The sequence below is a fragment of the Shewanella cyperi genome (assembly GCF_017354985.1).
GTDB lineage: Bacteria > Pseudomonadota > Gammaproteobacteria > Enterobacterales > Shewanellaceae > Shewanella > Shewanella cyperi.
Genome location: NZ_CP071501.1, coordinates 671,691 through 685,410, shown reverse-complemented (window position 1 = coordinate 685,410; position 13,720 = coordinate 671,691). Strand labels below are relative to the sequence as shown.

At 55.7% G+C, this 13,720-nt stretch carries 9 protein-coding genes; 4 read left to right on the top strand and 5 right to left on the bottom strand.

Features of this window, described 5'->3' with window-relative positions; translation table 11 throughout:
* Positions 1-157: 157 nt before the first annotated feature.
* On the top strand, positions 158-3,211 hold the full coding sequence (locus JYB84_RS02840; RefSeq protein ID WP_207321949.1) for a PKD domain-containing protein: 3,054 nt from the start codon (positions 158-160) through the stop codon (positions 3,209-3,211).
* 818 nt (positions 3,212-4,029) lie between these two features.
* On the opposite strand, the gene JYB84_RS02835 is transcribed toward JYB84_RS02840, so the two are convergent.
* Together JYB84_RS02835 and JYB84_RS18510 are read right to left on the bottom strand one after the other, a co-directional pair.
* Positions 4,030-4,548 carry a hypothetical protein gene (locus tag JYB84_RS02835; protein ID WP_207321948.1) on the bottom strand — a complete coding sequence of 173 codons (519 nt, stop codon included), beginning with the start codon at positions 4,546-4,548 and terminating at the stop codon, positions 4,030-4,032.
* Between the two features lie 297 nt (positions 4,549-4,845).
* A complete protein-coding gene (locus tag JYB84_RS18510; protein WP_207321947.1) occupies positions 4,846-5,169 on the bottom strand; it encodes a contact-dependent growth inhibition system immunity protein in 324 nt (107 codons plus the stop codon).
* Between the two features lie 1,174 nt (positions 5,170-6,343).
* Here JYB84_RS18510 and JYB84_RS02825 point away from each other — a divergent pair.
* Entirely contained in the window at positions 6,344-8,233 is a 1,890-nt protein-coding gene (locus tag JYB84_RS02825) for an alkaline phosphatase D family protein (protein ID WP_207321946.1), read from the top strand.
* A gap of 82 nt (positions 8,234-8,315) precedes the next feature.
* Here JYB84_RS02825 and JYB84_RS02820 read toward each other — a convergent pair whose 3' ends face one another.
* From JYB84_RS02820 to JYB84_RS02810, 3 genes are all read right to left on the bottom strand, one after another.
* Complete coding sequence (locus tag JYB84_RS02820; protein WP_407696008.1) at positions 8,316-9,275, bottom strand: pseudouridine synthase; 960 nt, start codon at positions 9,273-9,275, stop codon at positions 8,316-8,318.
* Positions 9,276-9,372: 97 nt separating this feature from the next.
* Entirely contained in the window at positions 9,373-9,948 is a 576-nt protein-coding gene (locus JYB84_RS02815) for an LON peptidase substrate-binding domain-containing protein (protein WP_207321945.1), read from the bottom strand.
* Positions 9,949-10,100: 152 nt separating this feature from the next.
* The gene (locus JYB84_RS02810; RefSeq protein ID WP_207321944.1) at positions 10,101-11,156 is read right to left on the bottom strand and encodes an alpha/beta hydrolase; all 1,056 of its coding nucleotides are present in this window, start codon (positions 11,154-11,156) and stop codon (positions 10,101-10,103) included.
* Positions 11,157-11,320: 164 nt separating this feature from the next.
* On the opposite strand from JYB84_RS02810, the gene JYB84_RS02805 reads away from it, so the two are divergent.
* Positions 11,321-11,779: a YhcH/YjgK/YiaL family protein gene (locus tag JYB84_RS02805; protein WP_207321943.1), complete on the top strand. Its 459-nt coding sequence runs from the start codon at positions 11,321-11,323 to the stop codon at positions 11,777-11,779.
* Between the two features lie 254 nt (positions 11,780-12,033).
* Positions 12,034-13,707, top strand: a complete 1,674-nt coding sequence (locus JYB84_RS02800; RefSeq protein ID WP_207321942.1) for an alkaline phosphatase — start codon at positions 12,034-12,036, stop codon at positions 13,705-13,707.
* Positions 13,708-13,720 lie beyond the last annotated feature (13 nt).

The following is a 13,720-nucleotide window of genomic DNA, read 5'->3' as shown; positions in this document are numbered from 1 at the left end:
TTAGTTCAAATTGGGAACAAGGACGATGTATCTATCTACTCGCTTGAAAACATTAAGTTTGATACTGGTCTTGGCACTGACGGCCTGTGGCAGACACCACCATAAAGAAGCGCCTGTTGATGTTTCAGCACTTTCCATACCTGTCACGTTAAATACTGTGCGGGGGTCCCAGGAAGGTATTCCCCTTACCTGGTCGAGTGTTGAGACTGCAACCAGTTACGCCATTTACCGTTGCGAGGTTCCCGATGGCGTCACCCAGGATTTGGTTGCCGCGGCACCGATTGATAATTGCGGCGATCCCATTGCGATCACCACTGAACTCAGTTTCACCGACCTGCCACCGCTGACTGCACCACAGGCCTACGTCTATCACCTGCGCGCCTGCGCCGATCTTGAGGCACAAGTGTGTGGCAGCGTAATAGCATCCATCGCCGCGTCTCAAGCCATTCCTGCAGACATCCCGCAAATGACCACCAATATAGGCGATGATGGCCGTCAGGTGATTTCGGGACTGACAACCACGTTACATGCCTTTGCCCACGATGCTGTAGGGCCAGTTTCATGGAGCTGGACCCAGGAGAGTGGCCCAAAAGTCACGCTGACAGGCGCCGACACTTCGGTATTAACCTTTACCGCGCCGACGGTCACGATAAACACCCTGCTGTCATTCGAACTGCGAACCCAGGACGATAATGGCATTGGCCGGCCATCCAAGGTGGCTGTGACCGTGGTGCCGGCAAATAATGTCAGTGTCAAAGCCGGGGCAACATCGCGTTTGGTCCAAGCGGGACATGAGGTCTTCTTGCACGCCAGAGGCAGTGATAGCAATCTGACTTATGAATGGCGACAAATATCCCCCGACTCACCGGTCGTCACTCTGAATAATGCAAACACGGCCAATCCCAGTTTTATTGCCCCTTCCATTCCCCAAGGGGGCGTATTGCATTTCGACGTCACTGTTACAGATCCTGTGACCGGGAAAAATGCCAGTGCACGAACGGCCATCCAAGTTCAGTATGCGGTGCCAACCTTAACCCCGATACTGGAACCGTCTCAAACGCCGGATCCTGTGCCCACGCCGATACCTATTGCAGCCCCCTTACTGATGCCACTGCAAATAGCACAACCCTTGCAGGTCCCCCAACCGCTTCAATTGGTACCTTCACCCAATCCGGTGTTGGTGCCCCCCAAAGTACCGCCACAGGCCTTGGTCTTATTGGCACCACCAGTGGTAACCGCCACGGGCGGAACCAGCGTTCAATTAGGCATGACCGCCAGTGGTGGTCAGGAGCCCTATCAGTGGGATTGGATTCAGACCGGCGGTCCTGCGGCAACGCTCCTGGACAGCACCCAAGAAGTGGTGACAGTCGAGCTTCCCAGTGTGGATTCCGCGCAGGCACTGACTTTCCAGGCCAGCCTTATTGATGCCGAGGGGAATGAGCGTACCGCTGAAGCCGTGGTGCACGCCACCCTACCCCCAGGGCCGGCAAGTGGTGCAACACCAACGCCAATCACCCCACTGGAACCCCGTCTGGTGGTGGTGAACGAAACTGTCCCCGTGATGAGTACGCCATTAACGGATGTGACAGTGACCCAGACCTCGGGGCCCGAATTGCAAATATCACAGCAGTCAAACGGCGGTGATACTGGTACCCAGATAAGCGTCACGGCCCCGCTCCTCAAGGACAACTCGGCCCACGCCACCCTGACTGTTACCGGTAAAGATCCCAAGGGACAGCCTTTGCATTATGTGGTGCCGATTCTCATCATGCGCCCGCTGCCGGTGATCCCGGCGCCGGAAGCCCCACCACAGGTATTACCGCCACAACAGGTGCCAAAACAGGACGACCCTTTGGTTATCATTGGTGGTGTAACCGGGGTGATAGTCAATGAAGGCTCCACAAGGGGCTTGGCGGTTGCGGTTCAAGGCGGTAAAGGTCGTGATTCTTATCGTTATCTTTGGTCTTATCTGAAGGATGATGACGGCCCGGATATCACCCTTCACCACACCGACACCGCCAGAATGATATTTACCGCGCCCGGAGTCGACAGGCCAACCCTGCTGCGATTCAATGTGCAAATCACCGATGGCGCCCAAACCATCCAACGGGATGGGTTGGTGCAGGTAAACGATGTCTCCGCCTCTCTGGTTGTCGGCGCACTGGCACCTATCACTGTCGACAGCGGTCAGTCCGTGAGTATAAGTGCACCCGAACCCACGGGGGGCATTCAATTTCCGACCAGGGATCATTACCGTTATGCCATTGCACAGGTGTTAGGAACCCCGACAGTCACCCTTACCCCAACTGACGATCAAGCCGATGAGCGGGCAAGCCATTGGACCTTTATTGCGCCCACCCTGGCACCGGGCGCTGCCGACGCTGTGCTGCAATTTGAGCTGACCAGCCGAGATCGCGTCGAGAATACCGTTAAAACAACCCAAGAAGTGATAGTCAAGGCACCTCCCCTGCCTAGCGTTCCTCCCTTGGTCCCCAATCTGTCTGTGCCCGTAAGCATTGCCTTGGGCGCACCTATCACCCTGCAAGCAGATGCCAGTGGCGGAACGCCGCCCTATACCTTTGAATGGTTAGCGCACCCGGAAGTGGTGGCGATTGCTGGTAGATCCTCATTTAACTTACCCGACCTGACGGCAACCGGACAAAATCCGACTCTGTCACCAGATAATTTGGGAACCCGACGCGGAGATGCGGCTGATTACCGCCTCAAGCTGACCTTAAAAGTAACGGATGCCAATCTGCAAACCGCAGAGACTAAGGGAGAGGTACAAGTCGTGCTGATGGAAGCCAATCGGCCAGGCACAGTGGCATTGCTATGTGGCAAGCTCGCCACCAATGAGCCCTGCACTGATTTGGAGCTGGTCTTGGGGCAAACCAAAGCCTGTCCAGACGATAAACCCTATGCTATGAACCAAGTCAACCAAATTAACCGCTTTCTATCTGAGTATCGATACTGTGTGGATGCCATAACGGCCTTTAACCTGTTTGTGGTGGGCGGCAGCAAAGACAACCCTTTATGTCGCCATTACGATCCAGCAGCATCGTCGGGGTCAATCACCTGTTACCTGGCGTGCTACGGTGATGATTGCAACATTGATACAAATCCACCAGACAGCACTCTGGTTGGGCCGGTTGGCCGCGATGGCTTACTCTCTATCGGACTGCCACCGCTGACAAGCGGTTCAGGGCATTAACCGGATTAAGTCGTTAAATTAAAAAAGCCCCATGCATGGGGCTTTTTTACTAGTGAGCAACAGGCCATCAAAGTGACAGCCCAGCCTTGGCCAGCGCTGCCGAGGAGGCCTTCAGCGACTCTACCGCCGCCTCTTTAAAAGGCCGGGTCGGTCAAATTCCCAAAGTCCTGGTGGATCTTTTCCCAAGCGTCCGCACAAACCACAAGGTGAGCGCTTTGGCCACGGTGAAAGAAAGTTCAGCGACCGCAAGGCGCCATCCAATCGCAAACCACGCCGTTCGAAAGAAGGCTGATAGCTAACCCGGCTTATTTAAGAAAACCACCCAATGGGTGGTTTTTTGTTGCCGCAAGTGCGGCAAAAGCACCTGGCTAGTTGTGCCGCAAGCTGTGAGTGATGCCTCAGTAGCAGCGGCCAAAGTCGTGGGTCTCCGACATTCATTCACTCTAATAACTTCCTCAGTTTCAGCAGCTAAAAGTCGCGGCCTTCCAGGCCGCCTCCGGGCAAGGGGCTTTGCTCGTCCAAAGCCCCTTGCATCCCAAAGGACGCCCCGACGAAGCCAAGCGCTTTGGCTTTTGGGCTGAAAACGACCACCATGACCGACTCGCATCCTGCTCGACGGTCATTGCCTCGATATTCCTATCTCGGCTTGGCCGTTTCACTCAGCCCAACCACCAAAGCAGCTTCGATGGAGAGCTCAGGTGCAACCAGCAAGTACCGAGTTGTACCTGCAAGCAGCCCAAAGTGAAAATAGGACTCTTTAGGGAGATCAATTAGCTGAATCGGAGAAATAACAATTGCCGGAAATCTACTGTCACTTGTTATGCATTCTGCTGCCAATAGCCCTTTTCTGCTACGCTGACAACCTCAAAAAACTTACCGTCTGTATCGTCGTCGTTCTCAGGTATCGTTGGCCGATAAAAGCAGACTTGTATGTCTTGAAAAATGTAGCTGTAGCCTAACTCCCAATCGTCTTCGTCGAACCGGTAGGAGCCTGAAACTCGATCAATAACTTCCGATGCGGGCGTTCTCAAAGGATCGATTTCTAGGAAGTTAATTTCATAGTCAGGATCCAAGGTTGCAGCTATGAACTCAACATTACCCGCATCGTTGAAGTGAATACAAAACGCTTTGTAATGGTATTGGGTGGTTTCATCTTGCTTTACTTTAGAAACAGGGCTGCCCAACACGGACTCGACATCTGTGTATGCACTCCCGAGCTTAATTGGACCCATTCCGAAGAAAGGTTTTATCTCAAATTGCTGCATAGTTCCTGAATATATAACGCCGTGCGCATGGAGGAGCGGCGCAGCCGCGAATCCAGCCCGCAGGGCAAACATGCCGCACCTGGTTATGTGTTGATTTTATTGCCATACTTATCTATTTCACATCCACACGTGCAGGTGATGCCCCCCCACAAAGCTTGTCTTAAGTTTCGAGGTTTGCGTACCTTGGGTTGGATTGTGCCACAGTCTGGACATTTTATATCAGCTAAATTAATGCCAAATTTAGTCTTATTTTTTGTGCTGTAAATTAGGAATGTATAACTAACGTACATGACAAATAAAATAAAGCCTGATAGTAATAAATTTATGATTAGCACTTACTGCCTCTGTAAAGACACATAACGTTTGAGCTTAGGGCCGTAGACTCTGCAGCGAATGGTTAGCCGCCAACACCAGCATGTGGGCGGCAAGTTCTCTGAGCCACGAACGATAACCTTCATCAGTGCCTGGCCAGTAGTAGCAACCCAGCGCTTGCACCTGAGCGGACAATTCCTTTTCTGAGATTGGGGCCTCCGAAAGCTTGGCGACTGCAGAAGCAACGAGTCGCGTAAGCAATGGGCCGGAGTCCTTTGCATAGTGCTCCGCAACTTGCTCCCACGAGGAATGCTCATCAACCCAGTCCTGATGAAAGTAGGCTCCGAAAAATTGTGAGAGTTCAGCTTTTGACGATGGCATGGGAATTTTCTTGGCGGCTAACGCTTTGCATTGGGGCGGCTGAAACAGAGCGAAGCGACGTGCAGGCTGTCCCAGCCGCGCAGCGGCGACAACAGCAACTTGTTATATTTTTTAGTTAGATACATGTAGAAACTTACCCGTATATTCCTGCTCAAGCAATTGTTCAACCTGGGCATCAATTACCTTAAACTCTTTGTTATGATTAAAAGCCTGCACGTCAATTACCAATTGGTCATTTAGCTTTCGCGCACCGATAACCAGACTATTCATTTCCGATTCTGAAAAGTAGCACTGAGTTTCTGGCCGATCTCGTTCTCTGAGAGAAAGTGAGTTACGAATAGCAATCTCCCCAAGCAGACTACATAGAGCTTCTATTTCACCTTTGGCACTATATTCGGAAAACGAACCTAGGCTATAACTTGCCCTTGGGAACGAGTCACAGCCCACTAAATTAACTAGCAAAACTGAAAGTAGTAAATATTTCATATTTAAAATATAACATTTTAATAGTGTGACCTTGCAAGGTAATTCAATCTGACAAGCTAGAGCTATCTTGCAAGATTGGCTCTACACACATCTTATGCTGAGAAAGCTAACACAGCTTTTTACCGTCGTCTGTAGAATATTAGCCCTTTTATTCAAAAGCTTGAGGTCGAAGGAAGGTTCGAATTTCGATGCCGTTGGCTTGTAGCAAAGTGGGGGTGGAAAGGTACAACACTTAACTTGCAGAATGCAGGGGCAATTCCCCATCGGTGCCGCCGAAGGGCGTTGGTGCAAATGGCGTGGCGAGGCATGGATGCCGAAGCAGCGCCAGTCGAATCATGGATGAGCGTCTGGCGCGTTAGCCTATTTGCGCCATAAGCCCGAGGGGTTTTAGGCACCGTCGGGGGCGTCCTTTGGGATGCAAGGGTCTTTGGACGCGCAAAGCCCCTTGCCCGGTGTGGTGTGGAACACCACGACTTTCGTCGCTTGAAAAGCGACTGAATCTTCCTACAACCAAGGCATATCTCATTTCCTTCAGACTTGATTGCTGCATGTATCCCAGTGTGCTGACACCGGATTTAGGATTTGGAAAGCCTTTATTAAAGGCGGTTGAATCTATACCCTTGGTGCAAGCCAAATTTAAAAAATCAGATTCAAAAATCAAAGCACCATAAGGACTTGCTCTTAGGCCATGACAGCCCTGCCTTTACCCCTGATTATTGCCGGCCCAATTTTGCGCCGCTGTACACCAAGCAGTATGACCCTGTGGTTGGTCAGTTCCCGGCCACTGGATGACTTGCTCCTGAGACTGGGTGACAAGACGATTGCCATCACAGACAGCCAGTGCCTGCCGTTTGGGCAAAGGGCGTTCCAGTACCTGCTGACGGTGGAGGCCGAGGGGCTTTTGGCTGAGCCTGAGTGTCTGGAATACGACCTGCTGGAGCAGGATGCCAAGCATGGGCAGAGCTCGATACTGGCTCAGGTCGAGGGCTTGGCCTACCAAGGCTACCGAGGGCCCAGCCTAAGGTTCAGCAACAGACTCGATAGCCTGATGCATGGCAGCTGCCGCAATCCACACCATCACAGTGGTGATGCCCTGGTGGCGGCCGACACCCGGCTTGCCGCCAATCCGGATGCGCGTCCGGCGCTGCTGATGCTGAGCGGCGATCAGGTCTACATGGACGATGTGGCCGGCCCCATGCTGCATGCCATATCCCAGGTGATCCGCTTGCTGGGACTGTGGCAGGAAGACTTTCAGGGGGCGCCGCTGGCAAACAGCGAGTCCCTGGATTACAGCCCGGCCGCCATGTACCAAAGACCGGCGACACTGCTGCCGCGTACCAATTACCCGGCCTCCAGCGCCCTGTGGCACTGGTACATCAACCATCCCATATTTACCTCCTCTATCGCCGAAAACCATCTGGTGAGCCTGAGTGAAATGCTGGCCCAGTACCTCCTGGTCTGGTCGCCGGAGCTGTGGCATTTGCTGGATATCCCCCACTCACCGGAGGGACTGAAAGGGGCCCGTCTGGTCCAGTGGCAAACCCAGTGGGAGCGGCTGTTGCAATTCAAGGCGGGCCTTGGCCAGGTACGACGCCTGCTGGCCAACGTTCCGAGCTACATGATTTTTGATGATCACGACATCACCGACGACTGGAACCTGACCGCCAACTGGGAGCGGGCCGCCTATGGTCATGCCTTCTCCCGCCGCATCATAGGCAATGCCTTGATGGCCTATACCCTGTGTCAGGGCCTTGGCAATGGGCCAGGGGCCTTCACGGACCTCATGCCCGCAATGCGAAAATTGCTGACGCCGGGCCAGGGCCGGCTGGATGCGGGCTTACAGGATGAACTGATAAATGAGCTGCTCAGCTTCGAGCGCTGGCATTACAGCCTGGATACTGAGCCCAGACTGGTGGTGCTCGACACCCGCACCCGCCGCTGGCGCAGCGAGTCACATCCCACCAAACCCTCGGGGCTGCTGGACTGGGAGGGGCTGATGGATCTGCAGCAGGAGCTGCTGGGACAGGAGAAGGTGGTGATAGTCTCGGCGGCGCCGATATTCGGGGTCAAGCTGATAGAGGCGGTGCAGCGCACTGCCACCCTGCTGGGCGGTTCGCTGCTGGTGGATGCGGAGAACTGGATGGCCCACCCGGGCTCGGCCAATACCCTGCTGTCGGTATTTATGCACAGGCGCACACCGCAGCAGTTTGTGATCCTCTCCGGCGACGTGCATTACTCCTTCGCTTACGACATCAGCATCCGCTTCCGTCACGCCAGCCCCAATATCTTTCAGATCACCGCCAGCGGCCTCAAGAACCAGTTCCCGGAAAAGCTGCTGCCCTGGTTTGACCGTCTCAACGGTTGGCTCTATGGCCACTTCTCGCCGCTGAACTGGTTTACCAAGCGCAAGCGCATGTTGATCCGCGGCCGCAGACCCAATGGCCACCGCAGTCAGCGCCTGGTGAATCAAAGCGGCATTGGCCTGTTGACGCTGGCGGAGGATGGCGCGCCGCAGCGCATCGCCGTGCTGCACGCGGACATGACTGAGACTGAGTTTCTGCCGCCACGCAATGCTTGATCCCTTGTATCAGCCTGTGTTTCAGCCAGGCACAGGAGCGGCTCCCTGTGTCAACGGCTCCTTGTTTCAACGGCTCCCTGTGTCAGCGACTCCCTGTTTCAAGGAACTCGGCGTCAAAGCCCTCGCAGCTGACATCGTGATCGCGGCCGCTGATGGGATCGCGAAACCTCAGGCGCTTGGCCACCAGCTTGAGCGGTTTGTCAAAGTCATCCGGGCCCTTGGGCTTAAGCGTGGGATAGAAGCGATCGTTCAGCAGCGGCATCCCCAAGGATTGCATGTGCACCCGCAGCTGATGGGTTTTGCCTGTGATGGGGCTGAGCTCAAACAGACCCAGACCGTCCTTGACGGCAATCAGGCTGATTTCCGAGTGGCTGTTGGCCTCCCCCGGAATTACCTGCATCAGAAAGGATGGCTCGGCGGCGTGCAGGCGATTTTTCACCGTCCAGTGCCGCGGCAAGTCCCGAACCTCACTGTTGGAGGCTTCACTATGGGCCGCCGCCAGCTCAGGGGTCAGCGCCGCCACCGCCTGATAGTCCTTACAAATGGTGCCGCTGAGAAACAGCTCATGGTATCTGTGGCGGGTCTCCGGGTTGAGGCTCATCAGCATGACCCCGGCGGTTTCCCTATCGAGCCTGTGTGCCGGCGCGATTGTGCTGATGCCGGTGGCAATCCGCAACCTGTGCACCAGGCATTCATTGACATAGTTGCCGCTCGGCGTCACCGGCAGAAAATGCGGTTTGTGCACCAGCATGATCTGCTCGTCCCGATAGAGGATTTTTTCCCTGAAGGGGATCTGGGTTTCGGCCTCCACCTCGCGGTAATAATAGACCCGGGCCGTGGGCCGGCAGAGGGTGTCGAGATCTATGGGGCTGCCATCCTGCCAGTGCACCTTGCCACTCTGAATGCGGGCACGCCACACCTCCTCGCCGATGCGGGCAAAGTGCTCGGCGAGAAAGGCAAATACCGTCAAACTCGGAGATAAGTCACGCGGCAGGACCACGAAGGATGGCTGGGCCGCACGGGCGGTGGTCGATGGGGTCAAGGGCCAAATCCAAAGCAAAAAAGCGGGGCGTCAGTGTAATGCCAAACACTGCCGCCCGCAAAGGGACGCATGTATGTGAACAGGCTAACCCGTCCCGCTATCCGGCGTGGGACTTGATCAGTCGCAACACAAAATCCATGGTCTTGTGGCAATCGGGCTGGCTGACCAGTTTAAACTTGTCCTGGTTGTACATGGGCAGCACTTCCAACCAGCGCTGGCTGACCCAGGCCGCATCTTCCAGATGCATGTCATGGTACAGGTGCAGCAGATCGGGATTGACCTGATAAAACTGCTCCAGTGCCGCGCTGATGATGGTGAATTCCCCCAAAATGGGCTCGTGGGCCCAGTTCTGGCAAGGCACGGCCCGCACCTTCCACAGCCCGTCCCTTTCCTGGGCGGCCGAGATGATACGTACCCGCTGTTCGCCTTCCAGCACTATGCTGAGGGAGTCGTCTTCCAGCTGGTTAAAATCGATAATCTTGCATTGTGTGGCTTCGGGATAGCAGGGGGGATGACCATTGGGCTTGAGCATGCCAAAAGCGAGGGGATAACGCCCCTTGAACACATCGGCTACCATACGCAGATAGCGCGGCTCAATGATCCTCAACTCCAGCCGTCCATCTGGCAACAACAAGGCATCATGGGTCAATAACGCCATTTCCTGTGTTTGCATGGTAACCTCCACTCAGGAGCAAAACCGTGTCGCATTTTAAAGTTTAGCAGCTGTGTAAAAAGTCTACACACAGTCCAAAATTTATCAGCCTCACGAATTAGACCTTTGCCAGCAAGGATTTGTTGCACAGGAAAGGGCTGCCAGACCCGAATTTACAGGGGTTCCAGCCGCTCCTGCCAGCGACCGTTGTGGATAAGCTGGTTCAGTTCATCGGCCAATTTCAGGCTCATATCCGCCGCCCGGCGCCAGGCCAGTTGGCGACTGGCGGTATCCAGCAGTTTGAAGTCATCCCTATCCGGCAGCTTGCCATTGGGCAAGGACGCAATAAATTCGGCACTGGGCGCCAACATCAGCGCATTGGCGTAGTTGCCTTTGGCCCGGCGCCAGCGCAGCGATTTATCGAACCATCCCGGACTGGCGAAGGGGTAAAAATGCGGGTACAGGGTCAGACCGGGTTTGGCCGTAAGCGGCAGGTCGAAGTGATAGTCGGTGATGCCGCCATCATAGTAGTGCCCCTGTGGCAGGCCGGTTATCTTCTCCACCGGTGACAGCACCAGGGGGATGGAGCCCGTTGCCAGCAATACCTCGGCGGCATTATCCCGGGTCAGTGAATAATCACGGGTAGGCAAATCCTTAAGATCCCGAAACGGCGAGTCAGGTCCCTCGGGGCCAAAGACGCAGCGCTCGAAATGCCAGCCCAGGGTGCGGCGGCTCAGCAAATTGGAGCCGGCGGTCAGCGATAATCCCAAAGCCAACAGGCTCTTGGAGGACAGACGATTCAGGTGGCGGCCGCGGCACACCAGAAAGTGGCTGCGAAATATCGGATTGTCCACCAACTCGCCTGCACCCGACTCACCCAAAATACCTGCCACCACCTGGGCCACCTGAGCTGAGATCTGCTCCCGGGTTGGTTTGCCTTCGTAGCGCTGACCTATGTACAGGGCTTCCAGCCGCTCATAGGCCTGCAAGGGATGTTGCTGACCCAAACAGGCCAGGCGCCATGCCCCCGATGAAGCCCCCAGGGTATAGAGGGGCGTCTCCCGGCCGCGAAAAAACTCACCGAACAGAAAGCGATCAAGCCCGGCGATCCCCAGCCACTTGGGACCGCCCGAGGCCGCCAGCAGGCGGGAAAACATGCCGGGCTTAAGGCCATCGCGCTTCAGGGCGTCCATGGCCAGGGGGCCCGCCAGCAATCTCAGTGCTTTCAATCTATTACTCCGGTTCGGTCGATATCCGGCCCACTATAACAAGGCAGGAGCCCACTGCCAAAACGCCCCTTGAATCACGCGCTGAATCAGGGCCTGCAAGACCACTGCCCAAGGTACCCGGGAGCCGCTATAATCCAGGCTTTCCCCTCAGCATCGGAATCCCCATGATAGTTGATACCCTCAGCAACCGCGCCCTGTACCAGGGGCTGCATCCCAGGTTGCACCAGGCTCTGGAACACCTGGCCACCACAGACTTCAGCCTGCTGCAACCGGGCAATTATGAACTCGACGGCAAGAACCTGTTTGTCATAGTCAATGACTACCAGACCAAGGCGCCGGGCACCGAGCCCTTTGAAACCCACAAGCGTTACGTGGACGTGCAGTTTGTGGTCAGCGGCGAGGAGTCCTTCGGCTACCTGCCGCTGGCGCAGCAGGAGCCTCTGGCCCCCTACCACGAGAAGCACGACTATACCGAATACGCCTGGGAAGCCAACCGGGGCGACGCCAGTTTCGTCACCCTCAAGGCCGGCATGTTCGCCCTCTTCTTCCCCGGCGATATGCACATGCCGGGCACGGGCAATGGCACGCCGGTGCGCAAGGTGGTTATCAAGGTGCTTTGGTAACGAAGGCTTTGGTAACCAAGGCCCTGGTAATTGGGCCAGAGCCGAAAGCACAAGTTATTTCCGGCCAGGGTGTCATGCCCTGGCTTTCCTCCAGCAAGCTAACAATCTTTAACCATACTTTTCAGTTTGTTATGCGGTAAGCCGCAAACTGAGTATTTACCCAAACTGCAATATTTCTGTCGTGACTCTGTCATCTTCCGCCCCTAGGCTTGGGCCCCGTTTAAATCACCCAACAGCCCTTACAGAGAATAACGATGAAACATATAAGCCTGCTCGCGGCCGCCATAGGTGCAGCCCTTATCAGTGGATGTAACAGCGACACCAAGGAAGTGGTCAAGGAAGTTGAAGTCATCAAGGAAGTGGCGCCCGAAGAGGTGACCTCGGTTAAAAACGTGATCCTGATGATAGGTGACGGTATGGGCCCACAACAGGTTGGCCTGTTGGAAGACTATGCCCGCCGCGCCCCGCAATCTACCTACAACAGCAAGGGCAATAAGACCGCCATCAGCAAGCTGGGCGATGCCGGCCAAGTGGGTCTGTCATTGAACGCGCCCTGGGGCAATGAAGGCAGCCTGGTGGTGGACTCCGCCTGCTCTGCCACCCAGTTGGCCACGGGCATGGCTTCGGGTTCCGAGATGATCGGCCTGGATAATCAGGGCAACAAAGTTGCCACCATTTTGGAAAGAGCCAAGGCCAAGGGCAAGGCCACAGGTCTGGTGTCCGACACCCGTCTGACCCACGCCACCCCGGCCGCCTTTGCCGCCCACCAGCCGCACCGCTCCTATGAGTCGGCCATTGCCGCAGAAATGATCGATGCCTCAGTGGTGGACGTGATGCTCTCCGGTGGTGCCCGTGAATTTATTCCCTCCGATGCTGCCAGCAATGAGACGGTAAAAACCAGCCTGACCGCCATGGGGGCACCGGCATCCATAGTCAAAAAATCCAAGCGCAAGGACAGCCGCAACCTGCTGGCCGAAGCCAAGGACAACCACGGCTATCAGCTGGCCTTCAACCGCGAGCAGCTCAATGCCGCCGACGGTGAGCGCCTGCTGGGTCTGTTTGCCAACTCGGGCATGATGGATGCCATCGCCTACGATGCCTGTGCCAAAACCGATTCCTGCACCGAACCTTCACTGCGGGAAATGACTCTCAAGGCTTTGGATATTCTGTCCAAGGATGAAGACGGCTTCTTCCTGATGGTGGAAGGCGGCCAGATTGACTGGGCCGGTCATATCAACGACGCCGGCTGGATGCTGCACGAACTGCTGCGCTTCGACGAGGCCGTCGATGCGGTATACGAGTGGGTCAAGGACCGGGACGATACCCTGGTGATAGTGACCGCCGACCATGAAACCGGCAGCTTTGGCCTGAGCTACAGCCGCAAGGATCTGCCAGAGGCCCAATCCCTGCCCGGTGATGGCATGCAAGGTGCCGACTACAAGCCCGCCTTCAACTTCGGGTCCCTGAACAAGCTCGACAGGCTCTACGCCCAGACCGGCACCTTCTATAACATGATGGACATGGTCAGCGCCGACTGGACCTTCGACGGCACCACCGGTGATGACTGGGCCGCCGCCATCAACCACTACAGCGACTTCAAGGTCACAGCAGAGCAAGCTGCCCCCGTGGCACTGCGCGAACCCAACGAATACTGGGTCGATGGCCACAGTTACCTGTCCGCTACCGTGTTCCCCAAGGTCAATGACTTCAAGGAATTCTACGTGTACGCCGACGAGGTTCATGCCAACCTGATTGGTCGCGCCCTGGCCGCAGATCAAAACGTGGTGTGGGGTACAGGTACTCACACAGCCGCCCCGGTGCCGGTATTTGCCTTCGGTCCCTACGGCGTCACCAAGCAGTTCTCTACCCTGCAGCACCATGTGGAACTGGGTCAGAAGATGGCCAAGGCCCTGCTCGGCGAAGAGTAATGGCTTGAGGCTG

Excerpts from the sequence above, each read along its gene's own strand:
- JYB84_RS02835 (WP_207321948.1), bottom strand. The coding sequence starts at position 4,548 with ATGTTTGCCCTGCGGGCTGGATTCGCGGCTGCGCCGCTCCTCCATGCG.
- JYB84_RS18510 (WP_207321947.1), bottom strand. The coding sequence starts at position 5,169 with ATGCCATCGTCAAAAGCTGAACTCTCACAATTTTTCGGAGCCTACTTT.
- JYB84_RS02825 (WP_207321946.1), top strand. The coding sequence starts at position 6,344 with ATGACAGCCCTGCCTTTACCCCTGATTATTGCCGGCCCAATTTTGCGC.
- JYB84_RS02815 (WP_207321945.1), bottom strand. The coding sequence starts at position 9,948 with ATGCAAACACAGGAAATGGCGTTATTGACCCATGATGCCTTGTTGTTG.
- JYB84_RS02805 (WP_207321943.1), top strand. The coding sequence starts at position 11,321 with ATGATAGTTGATACCCTCAGCAACCGCGCCCTGTACCAGGGGCTGCAT.
- JYB84_RS02800 (WP_207321942.1), top strand. The coding sequence starts at position 12,034 with ATGAAACATATAAGCCTGCTCGCGGCCGCCATAGGTGCAGCCCTTATC.